This is a genomic window from Sinorhizobium chiapasense (genome assembly GCF_036488675.1).
Taxonomy (GTDB): Bacteria; Pseudomonadota; Alphaproteobacteria; order Rhizobiales; family Rhizobiaceae; genus Sinorhizobium; species Sinorhizobium chiapasense.
Genome location: NZ_CP133149.1, coordinates 101404 through 124817, shown reverse-complemented (window position 1 = coordinate 124817; position 23414 = coordinate 101404). Strand labels below are relative to the sequence as shown.

21 protein-coding genes and 3 pseudogenes are annotated in these 23414 nt (G+C 59.9%); 12 read left to right on the top strand and 12 right to left on the bottom strand.

Going from position 1 to position 23414, the window contains the following annotated elements:
• Positions 1-38: 38 nt before the first annotated feature.
• The gene (locus RB548_RS21225; RefSeq protein ID WP_331375093.1) at positions 39-962 is read right to left on the bottom strand and encodes a LysR substrate-binding domain-containing protein; all 924 of its coding nucleotides are present in this window, start codon (positions 960-962) and stop codon (positions 39-41) included.
• A gap of 156 nt (positions 963-1118) precedes the next feature.
• Here RB548_RS21225 and RB548_RS21220 point away from each other — a divergent pair, with 156 nt between their 5' ends.
• From RB548_RS21220 to RB548_RS21200, 5 genes are all read left to right on the top strand, one after another.
• Complete coding sequence (locus RB548_RS21220; RefSeq protein WP_331375092.1) at positions 1119-2300, top strand: MFS transporter; 1182 nt, start codon at positions 1119-1121, stop codon at positions 2298-2300.
• A 66-nt stretch (positions 2301-2366) separates the two neighbouring features.
• Complete coding sequence (locus RB548_RS21215; RefSeq protein ID WP_331375091.1) at positions 2367-3395, top strand: LLM class oxidoreductase; 1029 nt, start codon at positions 2367-2369, stop codon at positions 3393-3395.
• 14 nt (positions 3396-3409) lie between these two features.
• Positions 3410-4243 carry an aldo/keto reductase gene (locus RB548_RS21210; protein ID WP_331375090.1) on the top strand — a complete coding sequence of 278 codons (834 nt, stop codon included), beginning with the start codon at positions 3410-3412 and terminating at the stop codon, positions 4241-4243.
• Positions 4244-4315: 72 nt separating this feature from the next.
• Positions 4316-4639: a MoaF-related domain-containing protein gene (locus tag RB548_RS21205; RefSeq protein ID WP_331375089.1), complete on the top strand. Its 324-nt coding sequence runs from the start codon at positions 4316-4318 to the stop codon at positions 4637-4639.
• 178 nt (positions 4640-4817) lie between these two features.
• On the top strand, positions 4818-5225 hold the full coding sequence (locus tag RB548_RS21200) for a sugar dehydrogenase complex small subunit (protein WP_331375088.1): 408 nt from the start codon (positions 4818-4820) through the stop codon (positions 5223-5225).
• 530 nt (positions 5226-5755) lie between these two features.
• Here the strand turns inward: RB548_RS21200 and RB548_RS21195 are convergent.
• The 6 genes and pseudogenes from RB548_RS21195 to groES form a co-directional block, all read right to left on the bottom strand.
• A pseudogene (locus RB548_RS21195) lies at positions 5756-6408 on the bottom strand (formylglycine-generating enzyme family protein); the annotation flags it as partial.
• Between the two features lie 880 nt (positions 6409-7288).
• Complete coding sequence (locus RB548_RS21190; protein WP_331375087.1) at positions 7289-7561, bottom strand: DUF982 domain-containing protein; 273 nt, start codon at positions 7559-7561, stop codon at positions 7289-7291.
• Positions 7562-7574: 13 nt separating this feature from the next.
• Positions 7575-7901 (bottom strand): DUF982 domain-containing protein, encoded by a 327-nt coding sequence (locus RB548_RS21185; RefSeq protein ID WP_331375086.1) that lies wholly within the window; start codon positions 7899-7901, stop codon positions 7575-7577.
• Between the two features lie 36 nt (positions 7902-7937).
• Positions 7938-9279 (bottom strand): annotated as a pseudogene (locus tag RB548_RS21180) (DegQ family serine endoprotease).
• Between the two features lie 199 nt (positions 9280-9478).
• Positions 9479-11107 (bottom strand): chaperonin GroEL, encoded by a 1629-nt coding sequence (gene groL / locus RB548_RS21175; RefSeq protein WP_331375085.1) that lies wholly within the window; start codon positions 11105-11107, stop codon positions 9479-9481.
• 55 nt (positions 11108-11162) lie between these two features.
• The gene (groES, locus tag RB548_RS21170) at positions 11163-11477 is read right to left on the bottom strand and encodes a co-chaperone GroES (RefSeq protein ID WP_331375084.1); all 315 of its coding nucleotides are present in this window, start codon (positions 11475-11477) and stop codon (positions 11163-11165) included.
• A gap of 360 nt (positions 11478-11837) precedes the next feature.
• Between groES and RB548_RS21165 the strand changes: the two genes are divergently transcribed.
• The 3 genes from RB548_RS21165 to RB548_RS21155 all read left to right on the top strand — a co-directional run bounded on the left by RB548_RS21165 (position 11838) and on the right by RB548_RS21155 (position 13344).
• Complete coding sequence (locus tag RB548_RS21165; protein ID WP_331375083.1) at positions 11838-12299, top strand: Hsp20 family protein; 462 nt, start codon at positions 11838-11840, stop codon at positions 12297-12299.
• A gap of 97 nt (positions 12300-12396) precedes the next feature.
• Positions 12397-12906 (top strand): Hsp20/alpha crystallin family protein, encoded by a 510-nt coding sequence (locus RB548_RS21160; RefSeq protein WP_331375082.1) that lies wholly within the window; start codon positions 12397-12399, stop codon positions 12904-12906.
• 123 nt (positions 12907-13029) lie between these two features.
• Positions 13030-13344: an NADH dehydrogenase ubiquinone Fe-S protein 4 gene (locus tag RB548_RS21155; RefSeq protein WP_331375081.1), complete on the top strand. Its 315-nt coding sequence runs from the start codon at positions 13030-13032 to the stop codon at positions 13342-13344.
• A gap of 136 nt (positions 13345-13480) precedes the next feature.
• Here RB548_RS21155 and RB548_RS21150 read toward each other — a convergent pair whose 3' ends face one another.
• Together RB548_RS21150 and RB548_RS21145 are read right to left on the bottom strand one after the other, a co-directional pair.
• Complete coding sequence (locus tag RB548_RS21150) at positions 13481-13843, bottom strand: SPW repeat protein (protein ID WP_331375080.1); 363 nt, start codon at positions 13841-13843, stop codon at positions 13481-13483.
• 343 nt (positions 13844-14186) lie between these two features.
• Positions 14187-14489 (bottom strand): DUF982 domain-containing protein, encoded by a 303-nt coding sequence (locus RB548_RS21145; RefSeq protein ID WP_331375079.1) that lies wholly within the window; start codon positions 14487-14489, stop codon positions 14187-14189.
• A 294-nt stretch (positions 14490-14783) separates the two neighbouring features.
• On the opposite strand from RB548_RS21145, the pseudogene RB548_RS21140 reads away from it, so the two are divergent.
• A pseudogene (locus tag RB548_RS21140) lies at positions 14784-15133 on the top strand (recombinase family protein); the annotation flags it as partial.
• A gap of 238 nt (positions 15134-15371) precedes the next feature.
• Here the strand turns inward: RB548_RS21140 and RB548_RS21135 are convergent.
• The gene (locus RB548_RS21135; protein WP_331375078.1) at positions 15372-18719 is read right to left on the bottom strand and encodes an adenylate/guanylate cyclase domain-containing protein; all 3348 of its coding nucleotides are present in this window, start codon (positions 18717-18719) and stop codon (positions 15372-15374) included.
• A 675-nt stretch (positions 18720-19394) separates the two neighbouring features.
• The gene (locus RB548_RS21130; protein WP_331375077.1) at positions 19395-19697 is read right to left on the bottom strand and encodes a hypothetical protein; all 303 of its coding nucleotides are present in this window, start codon (positions 19695-19697) and stop codon (positions 19395-19397) included.
• Between the two features lie 263 nt (positions 19698-19960).
• Here RB548_RS21130 and RB548_RS21125 point away from each other — a divergent pair, with 263 nt between their 5' ends.
• Together RB548_RS21125 and RB548_RS21120 are read left to right on the top strand one after the other, a co-directional pair.
• Positions 19961-21571 (top strand): RcgA family putative transporter, encoded by a 1611-nt coding sequence (locus RB548_RS21125; protein ID WP_331375076.1) that lies wholly within the window; start codon positions 19961-19963, stop codon positions 21569-21571.
• Positions 21561-22586: an RcgR family putative quorum lactone hydrolase gene (locus RB548_RS21120; protein ID WP_331375075.1), complete on the top strand. Its 1026-nt coding sequence runs from the start codon at positions 21561-21563 to the stop codon at positions 22584-22586. Before RB548_RS21125 ends, RB548_RS21120 begins: the two co-directional genes overlap by 11 nt.
• Positions 22587-22637: 51 nt before the next feature.
• Here RB548_RS21120 and RB548_RS21115 read toward each other — a convergent pair whose 3' ends face one another.
• Positions 22638-22778 carry a hypothetical protein gene (locus tag RB548_RS21115; protein ID WP_331375074.1) on the bottom strand — a complete coding sequence of 47 codons (141 nt, stop codon included), beginning with the start codon at positions 22776-22778 and terminating at the stop codon, positions 22638-22640.
• Between the two features lie 266 nt (positions 22779-23044).
• On the opposite strand from RB548_RS21115, the gene RB548_RS21110 reads away from it, so the two are divergent.
• Positions 23045-23380 (top strand): hypothetical protein, encoded by a 336-nt coding sequence (locus RB548_RS21110; RefSeq protein ID WP_331375073.1) that lies wholly within the window; start codon positions 23045-23047, stop codon positions 23378-23380.
• The last annotated feature ends 34 nt before the right edge of the window (positions 23381-23414 follow it).

Sequence of the window (23414 nt, the reverse complement as noted above, 5' to 3'; positions counted from 1 at the left end):
GTGACCTTAGGGATATCTTCAGGAACGACAGGAACACATCACGGGATTGGCTCCCATGTTTGGTCCTTACCGACATATTCTACCAGGAAGTCTATGAACGCGCGGATGCGGGCCGCGAGATGCTCGTGCCCAGCGAAAACGGCATGAATCAATTCGATGTCTTCAGGATTATAGTCCTCCAAGACTGGAACCAATAAACCTGCGTCGATGTCCGGCTGAACATGGAATTGGCCCACGCGACCCAAGCCGCTACCGGCAAGACAGAGTCGGCGCATGATCATGCCACTGTTGACCGAGCTGTTGCCGGAAACAGGGAGGCGATAGATCTCTGTTGATCCTGGATTCCGGAACGGCCACTCGTTGAGGCTGCGCCGGAAGTTGAAACTGAAGCAATTGTGGCTTGCAAGATCCCCAGGCGCTTCTGGTATGCCGTGCGTTTCGAGGTAGGACGGAGAAGCGACGATGACCCGTCGACTCTCCAAAAGTTTCCGTGCTTTCAGCGATGAGTCGTCCATTGCGCCGGAGCGGATGGCGATATCTGTACGCTCTTCAATCAGTCCTATGATGCCATCAGTCAGCGAAATATCGAGTTGAACTTCGGGATAGAGGTCCAGGAACGCTGGTACCAAGGGGAGGAGATAACGTTCACCAAAGCCAACGGAAGCGTTAACCCGAAGCAACCCCCTCGGCATCAATTTTCCACCACCTGCAACAATCTGCTCGGTTTCTGCGATCTCTGCCAGAATTCGCCGGGCTCTCAACAAATAGACTTCGCCTTCCGGCGTCAGCGTCATTGTCCGGGTTGAACGCACGAGCAGACGTGTTCCGAGCCGGTCCTCGATCCGGGTGATGAGCTTGCTGACCGCCGATGGGGAGAGCCTCAACCGCCGTCCTGCAGCCGAAAAACTCTGCAATTCCGCAGCACTTACAAATACTTCCATTTCACCAGCGCGATTGTCCATCTGCCCCGTCCTGTGAATTCAATTCAAAGGAATTTATCCAGCACTCCTAATTATCACGCAAGCTCTCTTTGACCATATTGCGTTCACCAATCACTCCACCTGACAGCGCGGCTGTCTCCAACGCCCTCGACCGATGGCGAGGGAGAGGAATCTGTCATGCCTTTAGCAATTTTTGCCTTGACGATTGCGGCCTACGCGATCGGCACTACCGAGTTCGTGATCGTCGGGCTTTTGCCGACGGTTGCGAACGACCTCAACATCACCCTGCCGCTCGCCGGCTTGATCGTCAGCGTCTATGCGCTCGGCGTCACCTTCGGCGCGCCGATTCTCACGGCTCTGACCGGCAAGATCGAAAGAAAGCCGCTGCTGCTCGGCCTGATGGCCCTGTTCATCATCGGCAACACCGTTGCGGCCCTGTCGCCGAGTTATGAGCTTCTGCTCGTCGCCCGCGTGCTGGCCGCCTTCGCCCACGGCGTCTTCTTCTCCGTCGGTTCGACCATCGCCGCCGATCTGGTGCCGGAAAACCGCCGCGCCTCGGCCATCGCCATGATGTTCACGGGCCTGACCGTCGCCATCGTCACCGGCGTTCCGCTCGGCACCTATATCGGCCAGGTCTTCGGCTGGCGTGCGACCTTCTGGGCCGTTGCCGCCCTCGGCGTCGTCGCTCTCGCCGGCATCGCCGCCCTTTTGCCGAACACGCTCAAGAAAGCGCCGCCCGCAAGCCTCATGGACCAGATCCGCGTTCTCGGCTCCGGCCGTCTGCTGATCGTCTTCGCCATGACGGCGCTCGGTTACGGCGGCAGCTTCGTAGCCTTCACCTTCCTGGCGCCGATCCTGCAGGAAATCACCGGCTTTTCCGAGCAGAGCGTCAGCCTGATCCTCGTTCTCTACGGCATCGCCATCGCCATCGGCAATATCGCAGGCGGCAAGATCGCCAACAGCAATCCGGTTAAGGCGCTGATAGGCCTCTTCGTCCTGCAAGCCATCGTGCTGGTCATCCTGACCTTCACCGCTGTCTCGCCGGTGCTGGCGATCATCACCCTTGCGGCGCTCGGCTTCCTTCAGTTCGGCAACGTGCCAGGCCTGCAGCTCTATGTAGTGCAGCTCGCCAAGGAACACCGTCCCGGCGCGGTCGACGTCGCCTCCGCGCTCAACATCGCCGCCTTCAACCTCGGCATCGCCATCGGCGCATGGTTGGGCGGCCTGGTCGTCGAATCGCCGCTGGGTCTCGGTGCGACCCCCTGGGTCGGCGCCATCCTTGTTGTCGTCGCGCTGTTCCTGACCATGTGGAGCGGCGCCCTCGATCGCCGTGCGGCTCCGGTCCTGAAGGCCGCCTAATGTCTGGCAGGCCCGGCGCGATCAGCGTCGGGCCTGCCCAATCAAGCCTCATCCCGGAGAATTCTTATGTCTACGTTCAACGCAGGCCAGTTCTTTGCGCTCGACCGCATCCGCAAGCCGGAAGGCGGCCTGACGCTCGGCGTCGAGCTTCCGCTCGACAACGACTGGTCCCCGGAGCGGGAAGGGCTGCGCGTAAAGGAAGGCCGTCCCTTCGGTGTTCCCGATCTCACTCACCACTATCCCGATCTCGTGCGCCAGGTCGACCGTTCCGGTTTTGCCGCCGTCTGGATGCGCGACGTGCCGGTGTTCGATCCGAACAATTTCGGCGATGCCGGCTCCGTCTACGATCCGTTCGTGAATCTCGGGTTCCTCGCCGGAATTACCGAGAATATAGCCCTGGGCACGGCAGCCGTCGTTCTGCCGCTGCGTCATCCGATGATGGTCGCCAAGGCGGCCGCTTCCGTCGACAAGCTGTCGGGCGGGCGCCTGATCCTCGGCGTCGCATCCGGCGACCGGCCGGTGGAGTATCCGCTGCTCGGTCGTGACTTCGAGGGCCGCGGCGAAGCCTTCCGCGGCGCCGTCTCCTATCTGCACGATGCCTGGAAGACCGGTGGTCTGCCGCTCGGCGACGGCCGGATCGAACCAAGCCTCGACCTGCTGCCGAAGCCGCAGCAACCCCAGATCCCAATGATCATCGCCGGGCAGGGCCGCCAGTCGCCGGACTGGATCGCCGCCAACATGCAGGGGCGGTTCGTCTATCCTAACGGGGTGGAGCGGCTCGCCGCCCAGGCGCGCGATTGGACCACTGCCCGCAAAGCCCTCGGCCTGCCGCGCGGCGCTTTCGTCAGCGCCTTCCACCTCGATCTGGCCGACGATCCAGACGATCAGCCAACGCCGCGCCGCTTCGGTGCCCGTATTGGGCGCAACGCCTTCATCGACCACCTGCATGCGCTGGAGGACGCCGGCGTCGACCATCTTGCACTTCTGCTGCGGCCTTCGCGGCGGCCGCTCAACGAGGTAATCGACGAATTGTCGCGCGATGTCCTGCCTGCCCTCAACCGCCAATCCTCCCCAGCGAAGACCGCTGCGGAATAACCAAGGAGCAACCAATGCATAATGTAACCGCCAATGGCGCCACCATTCCGGCCCTCGGCTTCGGCACCTTCCGCGTACCTGGCGCCGACGTGCTCAGGATCGTTCCCCATGCCCTGAAGGTCGGTTTCCGCCATGTCGATACCGCGCAGATCTATGGCAATGAAGCGGAAGTCGGCGAAGCCATCGTCAACTCCGGCGTGGCTCGTGGCGATATCTTCCTGACCACCAAGGTCTGGGTCGAGAACTACGGGCACGACGCCTTCATCAAATCCGTCGATGAGAGCCTGAAGAAGCTGAAGACCGATTATGTCGACCTGCTGCTACTGCACTGGCCGAACGAAGCGGTTTCGCTTGCCGAGCAGATCGGCGCGCTGAACGAGGTGAAGCAAGCCGGCAAGGTCCGCCATATCGGCGTTTCCAACTTCAACACCGACTTGATGGCCGGGTCGGTCAAGCTCTCGCAGGCCCCGATCGTGACCAACCAGATCGAGTACCATCCCTATCTGAATCAGGATGTTGTGATTGCAGCTGCGAAGAAGGCTGGCATGTCGATCACTGGCTACTACGGCATGGCCGACGGCAAGGTCTTTAACGACTCCGTCCTCAAGGACATTGGCGCCAAGCACGGCAAGTCGGTCGCGCAAGTGGTGCTGCGCTGGCTTGTTCAGCAGGAGGGCGTCATCGCGCTGTCCAAGACGGTCGGCGAGGCCCGCGCCGCCGAAAACTTCGCGATTTTCGACTTCGCACTCTCGGCCGATGAAATGGCCGCCATCCATGCACTGGCTGTTCCCGGCGGCCGTATCGTGTCGCCGGACGGCCTAGCGCCGGTATGGGACAAGGCTGCCTGATATCCGGAGGGGAGGGGCGTCCGCCTCTCCCTTCATTTTCTCAACCCCTGATCGTCAATGGAAATATCCCCAATGTTCGCCTTTCCCTTTGCAGGCCGAACCTTTGAAGTCGACTATGGCGATCTCGTCGCCACCAACGCCTATTCCGGCGAAAAGAACAGCCTCACCTATGAGATCACCGACGGCCCGCTCAAGGGCGCCACTGCGGAAGTCGCCTTTGAATGGAAGGAACTCGACGGTGGCACCTACGTCATTTCCTGGCAGGAAGCCGACGGCTCGACCGTCGTGCATGTCGACAATTTCGAGAGGGGCTCTTCGCTGACCTTCTTCACCACCCCGCAATCGGATTTCTACCGGCTTTCCGGAACGCTACGTCCGCTCGCGGACCAGAAGTGATTACCTGGCGGGTGTACCGACGCAGGCGACCTCTCTCCGTTGGAAGAATCCATTGGCCCAACGAACCGCGGATCAGTCATCGACTTTGTTGGCAACTTAAAAGCGCGAAGTGGGAGGTGAATCAATCGGTGCATAGCGACTCCACTTCGGAGCCGCAAAAAGATGAGGAACACGAAATGTGGGAAAGACGTTGATGTCACGGCGGCAATTGCTGCTGAACTCAGGCATATCCGTTATCGGGCTGAGCCTATTGCCGGCCTTTCCTGGATCGGCCCTGGCGGTTGCTTCCACGAGTGATACCCTCTCTGGTTTTATGTCTTTTTGCCGGCTCGCGCCCGGGCACGTCAATCTTGACGAAGCCATTGGCAGCCAGCTCTATGCGGCGCTTTCGGCCAAGGATGCCGCCTTTGTCGAGAATTTCGGCAAACTCGCCGAGATGGTCAAAAGGGATGGATACCCCGATGTCGAGGCGCTGGATGCCGCGTTGGCGGGCAACACGTTACGTGACACATTGCTGAGCATTATCAGGGCCTGGTATAGCGGCGTCGTCGAGGATGGAACGGGCGCAGCAACACGTCGCAAATGACCGGATAGTTCCATAAGGTATGTTATGCGATTTGTTATAACATAACGCTGATGAGGGCTGGCGTGTTCGGCAATGTTCGATATGGGACGCCGCCGCCGACATAATGGGGTCGTTTGTGGAAGGGGGCGATATATCCGCATGGCACGCCCCTGAACATTAGAGGGGCACAGGTATACGGTAGCAAAGTCAGGAGGCGAAAGACGGCGTGTTCTCTTGGAGATGCGTGCCCATAGGCAAGTCGTAAACGGCTGGCGAGCGGTGCACCACCCTCTACGACAGGAGCGAGGGCAAAAACAGCGCCACTTTTCCGCTTCGATCGTCCGGCGCTCACGCGGTCGTTTGTGGAATGGGCAAAATCCCACGAGAGGCTCCTTCCGGCAACCGCGGCCGACCCGGATCAGCCCTTCCACGCGACGGCTCTGCAGTAAATCGTGACCCGAGGCGGACGTTGCCGCACGTAATCAGTACCGATGCCGACCAGCAGCCGGCACCTCTCTGAAATCTGAATGCGGTTTGCACGTTAACCATTATCACTCTCCGCTCTCCGGCCGCACGATGCAGCGAAATCCAAGATGCGAGATGGAGGTATCGATGGGCTGCGCCATCCGTGCCGCGGGCCGGTAACGTCGGCAGTAGTTGGGCGCGCAAAGATGCGAGCCGCCCTTGGTGACCTTGCGCGGAATCCTCACGTTCGGCTGGAGCTGGTCATAGCTCCCCTCGCGCTCGCCACCGCGCGGGTTGGCTGCAGTGCAGCAGGGGCTCTCGATCCGGCAGTGATCCTGGTACCAGTCGGTCGTCCATTGCCAGACATTGCCTGCCATGTCGTATAGTCCATAGCCGTGGGCCGGGAACGAGCCGACCGGCGCGGTATATTCGAAGCCGTCGGCCAAGGTGTTCCGGTACGGGAAGTCTCCTTGCCAAGTATTGGCCATGTGATTGCCTCCTGAAGTGAACTCGTCGCCCCAGACGTATTCGGCGCCGTCAAGGCCGCCCCGAGCGGCAAACTCCCGTTCCGCTTCGGTCGGCAGCTCCTTGCCTGCCCATCTGGCATAGGCTACGACATCGTCGTTTGCCACGTGCACGACGGGGTGGTCGCCGAGCTTCCTGATTGAACTCGCCGAACCACGTGGATGGCGCCAGTTGGCGCCGCGGACATAGACCACCAGTTGTAGTGGTCGCTTATCTGTGCCCCTTTAATGTTCAGGGGCCATGGCAGCCGTTGACCTCAAACACGGAAGCCGTTTCCGCCTCCCTGAAAGACCGGCCGGTACGTCGTCTCTTCACACCCGAGGCGCCGTATCGCGAGCATCTTTACCTAAAAGGAACCTTTTGCCTCCACCGGCGTTCGTCCGTGTCGGACATGCCCGGGCCTTTACAATGGAAACCAGCGTTATACTTCTGGCGGAGGATGAGACGCTGTTACTGCTTGACTTCAAACAGGCGCTCATTGAGGCGGATTCGGTGTTCTCGCTGTTTCGAGTGGCAGGGAGGCAATAGCGCTCCTGAATGCCGAAGATTCATCCATTCAGGGCCTTATCACTGATATTCAGTTCCGCGAGCCGCCGGATGGTTGGGATGTCGCACGTCACGCCAGGGAGTGCGACTCCGAGATACCCGTTGTCTACGTCAGTGGAGACAGTGCCCACGATTGGGCATCAAAAGGTGTCCCGAACAGCATCATGATCGAGAAGCCCTTTGCCATGGCACAACTGACGACCGCAATTTCTCAACTCCTTAATGACCGGTTACCGGGAAGCACCGCTTCCTAGAACGGCAGGAGCGCGATCTTGCCTTAGGCCGCCTTCACCATTTCGCGCAGAACATCTTCACCTCTCACGCCGGCCTGAAGGAGCTCTATGAGAGTTCGTGCAAGCATGTCCGCTTCGTCGCTGTCGCTTGAGATGTGTCTAGTTTCCAATTCTCGACCCAGTATTCGCTGGAGCACATTGAGGTCATCGGGTGAGAGTGGAAGGGAATGGACGTCTCTGCTGGAGTACATAATGCTATCTCCCCTTGGTTGGGCGAAAATAACGCGCTGCGCGGCGGGCAATCCGGCTTCGTTCTCATGTTGTCTGGCGGGGAATCCACGCCATGTGCTCTAGCAGCCCGGCGCGGCGTGCCGCCTTCACGAATGCGCGCCTTGCTTCGTGCGGTTGTCTCCAGCCGTCCAGCGCGTCGCGGCAGACCCGACAAGCTGCGCGATAGGTTCGCCCCCTCGCTCCTTCGGGCCACTGGTCGCGAAGGCACTCCAGCGCCTCCCAGGAATTGGCGACAACTCGCTCCTCGGCGGAGGTCAGCCGCAATCTCACCGGAACGGGAAATCGAATATCGCTCATCACCTGCTCGGTCCTACGGATCACATTGAGGTGCCGGCTCCGGCGGGCGAAGCGGCGTCAGGCGCACGACTCTGCTAGCGGCGGCGATCGCCTCGGCGTCAGGGGCGAGGAGATTGGCCCGTCGAGCGAAGGCGACAAGCGTTCCGCGAGCGGTCTCGACATCAATCTCGCCCGCAAGTGCAGCTCTGCAGGCATTAAGCGCAATGGCGTGCGTTGGGTCGCGCTTCGATGGCGGCCACTCATTCAGCCAGGCATAGGCCTCTTTCACACCTTGGATCTCAGCTGGAAATCCGAGACCCACAAGGATTGTGACTGGATGTCGAAAGCGACCGCGTTCCATCGTTTTCCTCCATTCACGCGTCTTCGAAGTTGCACCCTACCGGATTACCAGGAAGAGTTTCGACCCGGCGCGAAACAGATCGAGCGCTATCGTGCCGCGCGCATTCTTTAAGGCCGCCGCGAGTTCCGCCACGGTCGCGACAGGCTGGTGATTGACGGCAACGATCACGTCGCCCGCGCGCAAACCCGATCGGGCCGCTGCGCTTCCGTCTTCAATGTTGGAAACAACTACGTTGCCGGCCGCATCCTGGAACTCAGCGCCCTCGAGGCGGGCGGATGTGGCGCCGGCCTTGGCAATTGACTCGTCCGGCTCGATGCGCATTGTCACCGTTTTGCGAACCCGATCGCGCAGATATTCCATTTCGACCTGCGATCCGACCTGAGCCAGGCCGACCCGATTGCGGAGATCTGCCGCGCCCGTGATTTTGCGCTTGTTAACGGCGAGGATGACATCGCCAGCCTGAAGGCCCGCCTGTTCCGCCGGCGAATTCTGCTCGACGCTGCCGACTACGGCGCCATGGCTTTCCTCAATGCTCAGCGCTTCGGCCAGATCGGGCGTCAGGTCCTGAACCGCGATGCCGATCCGGCCGCGCCGCACTTCGCCATGCTCGATCAGTTGCTCCATCACGGCCGACGCCATCGCGATCGGAACCGCAAAGCCGATGCCGACATTGCCGCCGGTGGGCGCGATAATCGCGGTGTTGACGCCGACCAGCCGGCCATCGGCAGTTACCAGGGCGCCTCCCGAGTTGCCGGGATTGATCGAGGCATCCGTCTGGATGAAATCCTCATAGCCCTCGACATTGATGCCGCCACGACCAAGGGCGCTGACGATGCCGGAGGTGACGGTCTGTCCAAGCCCGAACGGATTGCCGATCGCGACAACGGAGTCGCCGACACGGAGGGCGCCGGAATCGCCAAACGGCAGCGCCGTCAGCTTTTTCCGTGTCGATCTTCAGCAACGCGATATCAGTTGCCTTGTCGGTGCCCACGAGCTCAGCGGTGAAGCGGCGGCGGTCCTTCAGCGTTACCGCAATCTCGCCGGCGTCGGCGACGACGTGGTGGTTGGTGAGGATGTAGCCCTTGTCGGCGTCAACGATGACGCCAGAGCCGGCGCTCAGCCGCTGCTGCTGCTCAGGCAGGTTGAAATAGCGGCGGAAGAAGGGATCGTTGTAGAGAGGGTTGGTTTCGGCGGGAGCACGAGACTGCACTGCTATGTTGACGACCGCCGGCGTGACCTCCTCCAGGACATCAGCGAGCGATCGCTGAGTGCTCGCCGAAATGGCGGACTGCGGCTGCGCCGCCGGTAGCGGCGCAGGAACCAGGATGAGAACGAGTGCGGCGAATACGCCAGCCAAATTCGACGAACGCGTGGTCATTTCTGGCCCCGAATACTTCAGATCCTCCTTCGGAGCGGGCAGGCCATCCGATCCATCCTCATCCAAGCCGCGATCTTCGCGGCTTCTAACCTGCACCAACTCCCGACATCCAAAACGTCGCACCCATCCCGGCGCAACGCCTGCTTGGTTCATAGATCCACCGTCCGCGCCCCGTCGGGGCGCGGACTTGTCGCTTCAGTCAGAAGTCCATGCCTCCAGGCGGCATCGCTGGAACCGGCGCCTCCTTCTTCGGCTTCTCGGCGACCATTGCCTCGGTGGTAATCAGCAGGCCGGCGACCGAGGCAGCGTCCTGCAGCGCGGTGCGAACGACCTTGACCGGGTCGATCACGCCTTGCTCGTAAAGGTCACCGAATTTGTTGGTCTGGGCGTTCCAGCCATAGCCAAATTCGGTCTTCTCACGCAGCTTGCCGACGATAATCGAGCCTTCGGCACCCGCATTCTCGGCGATCTGGCGCACCGGCGCTTCGATGGCACGGCGGACGATCTCGATACCGTGTCTCTGGTCGGGATTCTCGGTCTCAACGCCGTCCAGGGCCTTGACGGCTCGCAGCAAAGCGACACCACCACCGGGCAGCACGCCCTCCTCGACGGCCGCTCGCGTCGCATGCATCGCATCGTCGACGCGGTCCTTGCGTTCCTTCACCTCGACCTCGGTCGAGCCGCCGACGCGGATCACCGCAACGCCGCCGGCGAGTTTGGCCAGCCGTTCCTGCAGTTTCTCGCGATCGTAGTCCGAGGTAGTTTCCTCGATCTGCGCCTTGATCTGGGCAACGCGGCCCTGAATCTCCGTCTTCGAGCCTGCGCCGTCGACGATCGTCGTGCTTTCCTTCTCGACGACGACCTTCTTGGCACGGCCAAGCATGTTGAGCGTGACGTTTTCGAGCTTGATGCCGAGATCCTCGGAGATTGCCGTTCCGCCGGTCAGGATGGCGATGTCTTCGAGCATGGCCTTGCGGCGATCGCCGAAGCCCGGCGCCTTGACAGCAGCGATCTTCAGACCGCCGCGCAGCTTATTGACGACGAGGGTCGCCAGCGCCTCGCCCTCAACGTCTTCGGCGATGATCAGCAACGGCTTGCCGGATTGAACGACCGCCTCGAGCACCGGAAGCAGCGCCTGCAGGTTCGACAGCTTCTTCTCATGGATGAGCACATAGGGCTCCTCCAACTCGACGCGCATCTTGTCGGGATTGGTGATGAAATAGGGCGAGAGATAACCGCGGTCGAACTGCATGCCTTCAACGACCTCGAGCTCCGTGACCGCTGTCTTGGCTTCCTCGACCGTGATCACCCCTTCGTTGCCGACCTTTTCCATCGCCTCCGCAAGGAATCGGCCAATCTCCGCGTCGCCATTGGCCGAGATCGTGCCGACCTGGGCGATCTCGTCATTCCTGGTGACTTGACGGGCGTTCCCGCGCAGTTCCTCGACGACGGCTTCGACTGCCTTGTCGATGCCACGCTTGAGGTCCATCGGGTTCATGCCGGAGGTGACGGCTTTCGCTCCCTCCTTGACGATCGCTTGCGCGAGGACTGTCGCGGTGGTGGTGCCGTCGCCGGCGATGTCACTGGTTTTCGACGCCACTTCGCGCACCATCTGGGCGCCCATGTTCTCGAACTTGTCCTCGAGCTCGATCTCCTTGGCGACGGTGACGCCATCCTTGGTGATGCGCGGAGCGCCGAACGATTTGTCGAGCACCACGTTGCGACCCTTGGGGCCCAACGTGACCTTGACGGCATTGGCGAGAATATCGACGCCGCGCAGCATCTTCTCGCGGGCTTCGGTGTGGAATCTCACTTCCTTGGCAGCCATTTTTCTACTCCTTCCTGAGGCAGCATTCGGTGTCTGGCATGGGTACGGATCGGCGCTAGGCTGCGTTTCTCGCTGCGGCGTCGACCTCGATCACGCCCATCACGTCGGATTCCTTCATGATCAGGAGATCCTCACCATTGAGCTTGATCTCCGTGCCGGACCATTTGCCGAACAGGATGCGGTCGCCCACTTTGACGTCGAGTTCGACCAGCTTGCCGCTGTCATCGCGTGCGCCCGGGCCAACGGCGATGACCTCACCTTCCTGCGGCTTTTCCTTTGCCGTGTCGGGGATGATGATGCCGCCGGCCGTCTTTTCCTCGGCTTCAATGCGGCGAACCAGGATGCGGTCATGCAAGGGACGGAACGTCATGTCGCTCTCCTCGTGGACAAACAGATTTTTAGAGGCTCCTCCGCGCCGCATCCGGCTCGGATCCGGCGCGGGACGCACGATGTTTTGGCATCGCGCCAATCGATCTGGTTTCTGATTTTGCGAGTTTCAAGAGGGTCGTGAGAATTTTTTAGCACTCGTACCTATCGAGTGCTAATCGCATGAATTCACAGGGCCATTTCACGTCGATCCCGCTCGACTAGCCTTGACACCCCTCTTGACGCAAGACAATGACGTTCCCAAATCATGCTTGTCGACGCCCAAATGGGGTCGGCATGGTCAGGGAGCGCCGAGCTTCTTGGCGTTCCCTCGTATCTATGTTGCTCTACGGAGGATGTAGCTATGAGAACAAACCTCGACTTTACCCCCTTCTACAGGTCAAGCATCGGCTTCGACCGCATGTTCGACCTGCTCGAAAACGCCAGCCTCAACGCTGACAACTGGCCGCCTTACAACATCGTCAAACTCGGCGAAGACGCGTACCGCATCGTCATTGCGGTGGCAGGTTTTGCCGAGGACGAACTGACGATCACCCACGAGGCGAACATGCTCGTGGTCAACGGCGCGAAGTCGGAGGATGAGGAGGTACAGTATCTGCATCAGGGTCTCGCTGTGAGGCCGTTTGCGCGCAGATTTGAACTCGCCGATCATGTCCTCGTCGAGGGCGCCAAGCTCGAAAACGGGCTACTCGTCATCAATCTCAAGAGGGAAATCCCTGAGGAGATGAAGCCGCGTCGGATCGCCATCCAAGCCGAGATGACGAAGCCCGCTTCGAAGCAGATCGAAGGCGACAAGGCAGCCTAGTGTGACGCGCACTGCTCGATCCTCGGTTGTTGCCCAACAGCCGAGGAGCAGTTGCACCAAAAAGGAGGAAAAAGAAAACCGAAGAAAGGATGACGCCATGAGTGTACGTGACCTGATCCCGTGGAGCCGTGGCAGCAGCCAGGTTCCGAGCATCTACCGCGGTGACGACATGGACCCGTTCCTGTCGCTGCACCGCAATGTCAACCGTCTGTTCGACGAAGTCTTCCGCGGCTTCGGCTCACCATCGTTGTTCGGTGGCACTTCGCCCTTCAATGGCTCCTGGCCACACGTGGAGATTGAGGAGAATGATAACGAGATACGCGTGATAGCGGAGATTCCCGGTATCAATCCTGAGGATATCGAGGTGCTGCTGGAAGAGGGTGTGCTTACGCTTCGCGGCGAAAACAAGTCGGAGACCGAGGACAAGGATCGCCGGTTCAGCGAGCGTTACTACGGGCGCTTCGAACGGCGGCTGGCTCTCGGTCGCCAGGTCGATGAGGATAAGGTCGCCGCAACGTTCAAAAACGGCCTGCTCGCAGTGACGCTGCCGAAGACCGAAAAGGCGCGAGCCAACGTCAAGCGGATCACCATCGACAACACCAAATAATACCGACCGCCGCAAGCCAGCCGGGTGCGCGCCCGGCTGGCTTTTAAGGTTGTGAAGCCCCATGACGTGATGACGGAACTCCTGGCACGAGACAGACGATCCGGTCGCACTGACGAGAGGTTCGTGCGGCAGGTCAGCGCTAGCCAGCCTGTGGCGGCTGACATCAACCGCCCACGACCAGTCACCGATCCAGTAGCACGCATTTTTCGGCCGTCGCGCTCCGTGATGACGTCGGCGCGCGTCTCAAGGCGACCTTGGCTGCTGGTTTTCGAGCGGAAAGTCCCGCCGGTCATCGACTATCTGATGGGCTACACGGGCGGGAGTGACACGCTGTCTCAGGTCGAACTACGTTTCCCGTCCCGCGAGGCCGCCATTACCTACGCGGAAAGTCAGAAACTGAACTACACCGTGGTAGACGACAGGAACCGCCGTCCGTAGGCCAGTTTCCCCTGTGGCAGGTGGCGCTCGCAGTCGAGTACGGACAAAGCGCTCTACCGTTCAAATTTCCTTGGCGATTCGCATCGCCTATCGAAATCGCCCGCCGCTGCAGCGGCGGGCGATACTCTTCTTCCGATCATACATGGGCATGCGGGTTCTGCCGATAGTCCCAGAGCGCCCAAGCCGACACGGCTGCGACGAGCAGGCCGAGGACCACGTGGGTCCACATCGCGTTTATGTTCGTCGCGAACTGAAGCAGCCAAGGCGAGACGATCAGCCAAAGCCCGAGCACTAGGTTCGCCCACTCTTCCCACTCCGCAAACACCGAGAGTGCAGCGATAGCGAGGGCGGCGAGGATGACTGCAACGCCCCACGCGTTCCACGCAGGCAGGGTTTCAGGGGCGAAGCCAATAACCCACGGTGAGACGAACAGGGCGACCCCGAGGACCAGATTGAGCCAGTCCTGTGCTTTCTTGCCTTCCATCAGTCCATTTGCCATGACCAACCTCCACGAATGAAGCTTGTTCAACAATGTTCTTGCGTGCTGCGCACGCTGTGTAAAACGATGTAATTTTGGGCAAATTGATCTTCAAGAGGAGGACCACCTTTGTGTGCGAAAATGCCATGGTTGACGGGACCAACGCTCCATTCCACGCCTGCCCGGTGGCCCACGCGCTGCGGCAAGCCAAGACGAATACAGACTCTGGTCTGAAAGAACGAAATCCCGGACATGGCACCTGGCGGCGCGATTCAGAACGCATTAGGTGTATGACGAACGGCTCTGCCGCGTCGCGGGGCGAATGCTCGAAAGTCGGGGCTCGAAGCCCCGACAACCAGCCATTCTAGGCGAGCGAGTGTTGACCGCCAGCGCCGGTCTTCGTCCCGAGCGGTGCGTCCGCGCCCGCTGACATGCCCGCATCTCGGCAAGCGTCAATGAAGGCTTCGCGCGCGATGGCAACTGGCGTCATTCGGTTCAGAGCGCGGCGACACGTTTGGACCGCTCGATTGTATTTCTTGCCTCGATTGATCGGCCAATCCTCTTCGAGAAAATCGAGCGCGTCGTTGACAGAAGCGAAGACTTGGGGCGTCCCGTCCTTCATGCGGACCGCGACGGGCGTCATCCAAACTAGTTCCGGGTTGAGCATGATGTCCTCCTTTCGCATTCACACCGGATGAAAAAGAAGTGAAGAAAATATCGGCGCCGAAATCGCGAATTTCAAGACGTCCGAAATGCCTGAGCGCGGGGCATCCTTTTGCCGTATTGGGAGATCAACGATCTCTGCAACGAAGAAGGGCGAACCACCCTTATGCCCGTCAACGCGAGTCAATTTCGACCACTAGGATGTGGGCCGCGCTCCCCCCGCGCTGGCCGTTCCTGCTGCAAAAAAGACGGGATGCCCCGTAGGGTGTCATTTCGGCCCCTCCCGGAGCCGACCCCTAATACCCTGCGAGAACTGGAAACCTGGAAGGTGTCCGTCATTTGCATGAACGGGGTGACCTTCGATCTATCCTCGCCGCATGGCCGGATGCTGGCGACGTTTCTCTCCGGCATTGCCGAGTTCGAGCGCGATCTCATCAGCGAGCGCGTGAAATCCGGCCTTGCCGTTGCCAAGGCGCGCGGAACAAAGCTCGGACGGCAACCCGGCCAACGGCCAAAGTCGGACAAGCTCGCACCGAAGGTACTGGCGCTCATCGCGGAAGGCCGAAGCTATCGCTGGATAGCGATCTGGCGATTAGCAAGAATACGATTGCTGATATCGTCAAACGCGATCGCGCGAGTGGCGAATGACGTAGTCACCCAGATTTCTGCCATCCGGCGGTCGGTTTCCAAAAGCTGTAGCGGGTGGGAAGCCGAAGTTCGGACACCCTCGGCTGAGGTCTGGTTCGCGCCGGTTGCAGTCCGCCGGTTGCAGTCGTTGCGTGACTCCCTGTTCTGCGGCATCGCAATGTCGGATTCGGAAACATCGTACGAGTCGGGAGAGTCGCGACAAAGTCGTTGCCGCGGAGCCGGTGTTCAGGTGCTCAACTTACTGCCGCCCGCAGCTCTCAAGGACATCTTGGGCGTGCTGAAGATCAAGCGTCCCGTGGCAGTGCGGGAAATAGCCGAGGAGCGGCGCGAGCAGCTTGCAAGCCTGAGCTCTTAGACCCTGTGCTCGCCAAAACCGGGCCAAACTCACCGCCGAGCGCAGTTCCCACATCTTGGCATCCTGCATGCGGGCGACGTGAAGGGCACGGCGGAAGCACGCCTCGACTGCGGCTGGGTCGCGCTCCGATTGCGATGATATGAGCTCGCCTTTCAGCCGATGTAACTCCGCCTCACACCAGCAGTTGTGAGTGCGCGAGACAATGGTAAGCGCCTCGTCAATCAAGCTGTGGCCGTCAACAAAACGGTCGGCCTTGCCATACGCTTCAGCGAGCAAGCCCATCGCCCAAGGCTCGGTCATTCCTGACCCGATCGCTCGCATGCCAGCCAGCCCTTCTCGCAACCGCTCGATGCCTGCCGTGACCTGATCCCGTTCGACCAGCCCCCACCCCTGCAGGAAAACCCCTTGGGTGTGCCAGAATGGAAATTCGTGTTCGGCCGCGAACGCTGACGCCAACTCCGCCGCCTCTTGCGCCCTCGCGACGTCCCGTCGATGTACGTGGAGAATTGCCGCCCATGTCAATACGTAGGCGCGGCTGAACGAATGTCCGAGCTTCGCAGTCATGGCGAGCGCCTCGTCCATCAATTCCAACGCCCGGCCTTCGTGGCCGAGATACCACAGCGCCATGCCGCCGCGGCACAGGCAGATCGGCCCGCCATCCTGTCCATAAAGCGCCAGATGCGCCCGGTGCTGGGCGACATCGTACTGGTTGATCCCGTGTTCGAAGTGCTGCCATGCCGAGGCGAATTCGCCTAGCCAGGAGCAGGTAATGCCCAACGCGTAGGACGCTTCCACCACGAGCACGGGATCGGAGATTTTCTGCGCCAACTTCAGAAGCCGTTCGCCAAGGCCCCGCGCCGCGGAAAGCTCAGATCGCACTGCATGGTGGATGGTGAGGCCAAGAAGCACCGGGAACAACCTGGGCGTTTCTTGAACCCCCTCAGCCAGGCTGAGGGCACGCTTGTAGGCGTGCTCGACCTCCGGGTGGCCGTAGCCCTTCGCGGCGGTAAGCACTTGTCCTAGGGTAGTCAACAATGTCAGCTCAAGCTCGAGGCGCTCCGCGTTCTCGGGCATCTGAGCGAGCAAATCGAGGCCCTTGGCCAAATGGCCGGCAGCCTCGGCATTCGCCGCCCGCTCACTGGCGTGCCTGCCGGCACGGTGCCAGAACACGACGGCTTGCGGCCACTGTCCGGCCTCCGTCAGATGATGCGCCAAGAGCTCCGGCTGCGCGATCACCACATGTGGGGCCTGCTCTTCCAAGACCCGGGCAATACGGCGATGGAGCTCCCGGCGACAGCTCTTGAGGAGGGACTGATATGCCGTATCTCGGACGAGCGCATGCTTGAAGGTGTAGATTGCTTTCGGTGGCCTTCCGCGCCGAAAAACGAGCTCAGTACCAACCAGTTGATCGAGCCCCCGCTGCAGTTCTCGTTCATCGAGCACTGCTAACGCCGCAATCAACTCATAGGAAAACTCGCGCCCAATGCAGGCACCGATCTGGGCCACAGTCTTAGCCCTGCCGAGGCGGTCGAGACGGGCCATAAGGGAGTCGTGCAGCGTTACCGGGATCGCCAGCGGCGGTATATGTGCAGTCAGTCCAAACTGATCGCCGGCACCCTCCAGGAGGCCGGAAACGAGCATGGTCTTGGTCAATTCCTCAAGGTACAGCGGTACGCCATCAGTGTTGGCCAGGACATATTCGAGCACCCCGTCAGGCAGTGGCTTTCCACCGGTCAGCTGGCCGACCAGCGATTGAGCTTGCATCCGGTCGAGACGATTCAGGACCACCTTTGTCACGTGCGGGTAACTGCGCCAAGGCGGCACGAACTCGGGCCTGTAGGTAATGACCAGCAGCACTGAGAGCTGTCGGATACGGTCCACGAATAAGCTGAACAGCTCTAGGCTGCTTGCGTCCAGCCAGTGCGCATCTTCAAGTACGACGAGCACCGGCTGCTTCGCAGCCAGTCTGGCAAGCTGGGCGATCAACACTTCGAAGATCAAATTCTTGCGCTGCTGGGGCGCAAGATTCAGTGTTGGGCAGCGGTCGGTGCTTGGGACTCCGAGAAGCTCTGCCAGCAATGGGACCGCTTCACTCATTTCACCCACCTGTTTTGCGAGCAGTGCCTGGAGCTTGGCGAGCTTGACGGTCGATGAATCATCGCGTTCAAATCCCGCTTCCTGTTCGAGCTCGGTAATTACCGGACGAAGCGCGCTGTTGACGTGATAGGGTGAGGCGAAGTAGCGGCGTAACAGATGTGGTTCCCGAAAGAGGCGCTCGCGAAGTGCCAGCGCAAGGCGCGACTTGCCGATTCCGGCCTCGCCCTCGAGCAGAACAACCTGGCCTTTGTTGGCCTTTGCCAGACTCCAGCGATCGACCAGCAGTGCGAGTTCCCGATTGCGGTCCACCAACGGCAGCACCGTCGCGTGACCGGCCTCGAAGCGGTCCTCGCTCTGCACCTCATTCAGTACCCGAAAGGCCTCAGCCGCCTCAGCAAACCCCTTGATCGGTCGCATCCCAAGGCTCTCGAGCTTGAACTGGCCCCGCAGCAGAACGCGCGTCGCTTCGGCAATGACGATTGTGCCGGGCTCGGCGAGCGCCTGCAGGCGGGCCGCTAGGTTCGGCGTCTCACCTACTACGCTGCGTTCCTCGGTCTCACCGGCCCCAATGATATCGCCCACCACGACCAGCCCAGTGGCGATTCCGATCCGAGCAGCCAAGCGTTCGCCTGCCGCATCCAGCCGATCGACAGCCTCGACGACCGCGAGGCCAGCCCTCACGGCTCGCTCGGCATCCTCCTCGTGAGCCTGCGGATAGCCGAAGTATACGAGGACGCCGTCGCCCATGTATTTGGCAACGAAGCCGTCGTACCGTCCGACAATCTCGGTGGCGCAAGTACGGTACGCGACGATCGACTGCCGGAGGTCTTCTGGGTCGAGGCGTGTGGAGAGTTCTGTCGATCCAACGAGATCGCAGAACATCACCGTAAGCTGTCTCCGTTCCGCCTCGCTATGGATTGGGGATAGCGGGGGCGGTGTCGCAGCCGGAGACTGCTGAGCCAGGGTCGCCGCCGCCTTGAGAAACCGCTTGCGGTCACCAAGGGACAAACCGAGCTCCTTTAGCTCGGCATCGGCGAGATCGCCGACAACGTCGAGATCGATGCCATTCTTCAAGAAGGTTTCGCGATGCCGCTCAAGCCTAATGCTGGCGAGCCAATCTCCGATGTCGGGCATGACCTAGCATCCCATTTGACATGGTCGAATACGGCTGGTTCTGATGCGCTCTCCCACAGATCCGGGATATACAGGTTACACGTGCTACCCGCTAAGTCCTCGTCGATTCAATCACACGAGCAGCACGCGGCCGACCACCACCGCGGTTTTTCAGGGCTCGTCCGGCTTCACGATTTGCGCCGTAAAACTAAATTCCCGGACCCGGATTGAAAGCATCGGAAATGCTCGCCATACCCGCCGCTTAGTGCCCAGTCCCCTAATTTAATCTACTACATTATATTCTAAGAAACGCGATCGTTTCAGTTACCTTGGGCACTTTATTACGCGAATTTAGTTACTGTTGGTCGCTCAACTCGCCCTCCTGCCCCAGCACAGGTGACGCTAAACCGCACGTCCCGCAGCTTAAGGCTCCTATCAGCTAAAGGTCCGCGATGGACCGACTTGCATTGTTGCTTCGGCCCGAACGACCGGAATGGGTCGCACTTTGCCGTCGGCGGGGAGACTATCCAACGGCTGTTGTGTGGCGAAACCCGCCAAAAACCGTGTAAAGTTCTCATGTTGCTAGGGTAAACTGCCCGATCGCTTACGGTGTATTTCGCCCCCTCCCGCAAACGACCCCATAATCGACAGCAGTGTGGTCTCAGCACACTATTGTGCAATCGGCATAAAGGAGAGTCAGGAAACCGATGTGCTTGGCCGATCGCGAGGGGCTTCCAAGACGGCATTCATCTCATTGGCGTTCAGGGTGCCACGTGTCGCGATCAGGTAAGCCGCCATATAGGCCAGCTTCAGCCTCGATTCCCGATCGCCCCGCGGCCGGTAATTGACGATCGCCAGCCGGCCGGCTTCTTCATCCCGCGCAACATCTAACAATCGGTTTGCATAGGCTACGTTCGTAACCTCGCTGGCCGCCCTGCGTTCATCCCACGCACGAACGGCGTCCGCGGTCGCCAGTTGCGCCGCGATATGCCGATCCATCAAGTCGCAAAGGCCAACCGCAGTTTCCGCCCCACTCCCTTCTTTTTGTCCCGCCTCACGCTCCGTTGCTGACGCACTCAAAGCCGTGCTCGGGCGTGGAGAAATGGAGCCGGTACCACGGGACGAACGCGAACTGGATGACGACCACAATTGCATGGTGGAATGCCTCACCGATCAAGTTGCATTGCGGGCGTTAAGACCATTGATTGAGGCTGAAGGCACGATAGGATACGAAACGAAACGAAATTTGGGCGTATAAGCCGTTGGAAAAGAACGGAAAGATTTTTGTCGCACCGCCCAAGGACGGGAGCGATCTCAAGGAACTGTTCAAGCAGTTAGCCGCTGCGGGAGCAGGCCGGCCATTAGGCAGTGACGGGTTTCCGCAAGGCCCATGGACGCCGGAGCTTTTGGCAGAGGCGATTTCACAGATCGACTCCAACCGGATCGGAGTCGATTTGCGGACGGTGCAGCTCTGGTTTCAAGAGAACGAGAAGGGGATTAGCCCGTCCAACATTCGTTGGCTGGCGCGGATCTTTGGGTGCGACGATCCGGAAGCGACCAGCGATTGGCAGATGGAGCTCAGCGCGGCACAATCACGGCTAACCGCCAAGAGACGAGATTCGAAGAAGGCGGGTAGCAGCACGGCGCTGCGGGTTCCAGATATGCCGTCGCCTGTGACAATCGATGATCAGACGCAGCCTGCGAGCGATCAGCCACAAGGCATTGATGCCACCCGGCGAACACAGGGTTTCAGCTTGGCGAGAAGATCGGAAACGCTTTTCAGCCATGGATCGCCCCTGAATTTACCCGCGTCGATATTCGCGGGTGCCTCCGCCCTTGGGTTTTTGTCGTATATCGTCGGGATCCACAGCGCCACTTATAGCCGCGCGGATGGTGTCGTTAAGCAGGTCGGTTTTCTATGGGCACCGAACTGGACATTCCTCTTTATGGTGCTCTTGCCGCTATTTTTCGCCTTCGTCATAGAGCTGCTGGTCTTCTGGAAACATGACGCGCGCTTCAGGCTGGTAGCGCAGGGGGACCGGTTGGAAAGCGACGATGCCTGGACGCGCAACGTTCAAGCTTATTCGTACACATACTGGGCGGTTTTCTTGATCTGCGTCTTGTTCGCGGGTCTTTTTCAGTGGATCGGCGTGTGCTTGATCCCGTTGATCAACGGCGGTGGCAACTATGCGATAGATTGGGGCAAGTTAGCCATTGTGCAACCCGACGTCATATCAGTGCCAGTTTCGATTATTTTCACGGCGCTCGCATATCTTTACATGTGCCTTTGCTTTTATCTTTTTTTCGCGGGCCTCATTCTGCTTCATACGATCGTCCATGATCTCTGGAGAATTGAAGAGGCATCAACGATGGGACCGGTGCAACATCGGCGCGAGGGCGGTGAAATCGGCCTTAGGGTAATGCGGGGAATTTTCCGGTGTACTGTCCTGGGTGTTCTGGTCGCCATATGCATGAAGGTCCAAAGCTCTTACCTGAGCTCGAACGGAGGAGATATCGTGACCTGGATAGCCCACGATATGTCTTCGGCCCTGTATGAGCGCCACGACGGCGGCAATAGCTTCAGCTATAGAATGCCGACGCATTACAGCAGCCTCCTAGTCGCCATTTCGACCTGTATCGTTTTTCTGTACGGTTCCATCCGCTTGGGTGTCGGAAAGCGGTTTCGCGCGCCTCTATGGAGGATGTCTGCAGTCGTAGCGTTGCTCTTTGCCAGCTACTTGTTGATCGATGCCTTTGAGGGCTTTTCGATCCTCCTCGGCGTTGGAGTGCTGCTCGCGACATACGGCCTCTTTGATCCAGAGTTTGGGCCATGGCGAGCAAGCGAGTTAGGAAGCAACCAGAGTGTATCATAGTTGGCTTGATCGTTGGGACGAGCGGCGGGCGCGGCGCGGTGAGGAAGCGAAGAAAGTAACGGATTTCGTCCTCGACGCCGGCCGGGCCTTTCCGGGCGAGAAGAGGATAGAAACTATTGACGAGTTTTGTGTCCTTGCGGACCGGGCCCTGTCTGATTCAAGCTTTTACGATGAGCCGAGCGGGAGCGGTCAGGGCTTTGAAAGGCACGATGGGTGGCTCAGATTTCCATCGGACATTTCTACTGACGTCGAAGAGAACAACGTCGTTTGGGCAAAAATCACCGAGAGCGGCTCGCTCGATCAGGCCTTGGTGATTTTTCATCACTGGAATGCCAGCGCCCGAAATCGTCAGATTGCCAAGTTTTTCTCGCAGCGTGGGATCACGGTTGTCGAGATTGCTATGCCTTACCACCTCGAGCGCAGCCGTCCCGGCTCGCTGTACGCCGATTATATGCTTAGTTCGAATCTCGGCCGAACGATCCAGTCCGTGAGGCAGGCCGTATGGGATGGGCGAAAGCTCATCCGCTGGCTGAAGAGCGAAGGCTATCGAGAGGTCTCGGTTCTCGGCATGAGCCTTGGCTCCTGGGTTGCGGGATTGATCGCTGCGCATGATCCGGCCGTATCGAAGGCCTCGTTATTTTTGACGGCGGGTAGTCTCGCAGACATGGTTTGGACGGGGCGCGCGACCCGATCGATACGTGATAGCCTTGAGCCTGTAATTGAGCTCACCGATCTCCGAAGGGCATGGGGTCCGCTCAACTTGGAGAATTACGCGCATAATCTGGCACGGTCCGATCTCGAACTTCACGTCGTGTTGGCTACGAGGGACAAGGTGGTGTTGCCCGACCTATCAAGACGCCTCATTCAGAAGCTGAAGGACGCCGGAGTCAGGCCGAATGTTTTGCAACTGAACTGCGGTCACTATTCGCTCGCCATGCCGCCTTACATTTTACTGGCGGGTTTGAGCTTGAAGCGGTTTCTATCGTGTGCGGACAAATCGGCCCGGCGAATATGAAGTTGGCCTCAGCCGCCGTCTCAGTGACACTCAGGAAAGATCGAGAGCCGCCTAGTGAGGCGGCTCAACGCTGATCAGCGCGTCGATTGCGGCCTCTTGCTGCTGGTGCTGCGCGACGGCGCGCTCCAGCTCGGCCGCGATCTGTCGCTCGCCGGCGTCGATGGATGCCGCCAACTCGGCCCGCAATTCCATTTCAACTCACTGAGAGGGGAAGAAAGAGCCCTGCCCTCTCTCCCCCACAAGCACTAAACCGGTCTCCCCATGCTTCGGCCCGATGGCCTGCAGCACCGGACGGCTGCGCCGACACGGCCCTGCGGTGGGTGATCCCCCTCCGGTTTAGCGCTTGTCCCCCTCTCTTCCGCTGTTCCGCACGAGCTCGGGAGCAGGAGCGAGGCTCCTGCCCTCCCTTCGATTTGGGAGGTCCGGGAATTAGCGCGGAGCCTGGGTTTGAGGGTGCGATGACAGAAGATTTTGGAATGGAAGCCGCGGTGTCGTTGGAGGCGATGATGGAGCGGCATATAGCGGCGCTATCGGCGACTTCTGAGGCGGTGCGCGAATGGGATGAACGCCGCGCGGCTGGCGATGTAACCAACGTGGTCTACGCAAATGCTCTGCTCAAGGTGACGAAAGAGGAAGAGGCCGCCAGGCTAAAGATCGTGAACCACCGGCCGTGCAACGATCAGCAAGGATGGCAAAAGTTGATCTATTTGGCCGCGTATTTGTTCGCGACGCGAGGCTCGCTCAAGCCGGAAGAAATGGATGCCGTCTTGAGTACGACCGAGCCCGTGGAATAGGCCTGTGCCTTGGCCCGGCAATGTGTTGGGTCGA

Bases quoted from the DNA above. Each gene is read 5' to 3' on its own strand.
- RB548_RS21225 (WP_331375093.1), bottom strand. From the start codon at position 962: ATGGACAATCGCGCTGGTGAAATGGAAGTATTTGTAAGTGCTGCGGAA.
- RB548_RS21220 (WP_331375092.1), top strand. From the start codon at position 1,119: ATGCCTTTAGCAATTTTTGCCTTGACGATTGCGGCCTACGCGATCGGC.
- RB548_RS21215 (WP_331375091.1), top strand. From the start codon at position 2,367: ATGTCTACGTTCAACGCAGGCCAGTTCTTTGCGCTCGACCGCATCCGC.
- RB548_RS21210 (WP_331375090.1), top strand. From the start codon at position 3,410: ATGCATAATGTAACCGCCAATGGCGCCACCATTCCGGCCCTCGGCTTC.
- RB548_RS21205 (WP_331375089.1), top strand. From the start codon at position 4,316: ATGTTCGCCTTTCCCTTTGCAGGCCGAACCTTTGAAGTCGACTATGGC.
- RB548_RS21190 (WP_331375087.1), bottom strand. From the start codon at position 7,561: ATGAGCGATATTCGATTTCCCGTTCCGGTGAGATTGCGGCTGACCTCC.
- RB548_RS21185 (WP_331375086.1), bottom strand. From the start codon at position 7,901: ATGGAACGCGGTCGCTTTCGACATCCAGTCACAATCCTTGTGGGTCTC.
- groL (WP_331375085.1), bottom strand. From the start codon at position 11,107: ATGGCTGCCAAGGAAGTGAGATTCCACACCGAAGCCCGCGAGAAGATG.
- groES (WP_331375084.1), bottom strand. From the start codon at position 11,477: ATGACGTTCCGTCCCTTGCATGACCGCATCCTGGTTCGCCGCATTGAA.
- RB548_RS21165 (WP_331375083.1), top strand. From the start codon at position 11,838: ATGAGAACAAACCTCGACTTTACCCCCTTCTACAGGTCAAGCATCGGC.
- RB548_RS21160 (WP_331375082.1), top strand. From the start codon at position 12,397: ATGAGTGTACGTGACCTGATCCCGTGGAGCCGTGGCAGCAGCCAGGTT.
- RB548_RS21150 (WP_331375080.1), bottom strand. From the start codon at position 13,843: ATGGCAAATGGACTGATGGAAGGCAAGAAAGCACAGGACTGGCTCAAT.
- RB548_RS21145 (WP_331375079.1), bottom strand. From the start codon at position 14,489: ATGCTCAACCCGGAACTAGTTTGGATGACGCCCGTCGCGGTCCGCATG.
- RB548_RS21135 (WP_331375078.1), bottom strand. From the start codon at position 18,719: ATGCCCGACATCGGAGATTGGCTCGCCAGCATTAGGCTTGAGCGGCAT.
- RB548_RS21130 (WP_331375077.1), bottom strand. From the start codon at position 19,697: ATGGATCGGCATATCGCGGCGCAACTGGCGACCGCGGACGCCGTTCGT.
- RB548_RS21115 (WP_331375074.1), bottom strand. From the start codon at position 22,778: ATGGAATTGCGGGCCGAGTTGGCGGCATCCATCGACGCCGGCGAGCGA.
- RB548_RS21110 (WP_331375073.1), top strand. From the start codon at position 23,045: ATGACAGAAGATTTTGGAATGGAAGCCGCGGTGTCGTTGGAGGCGATG.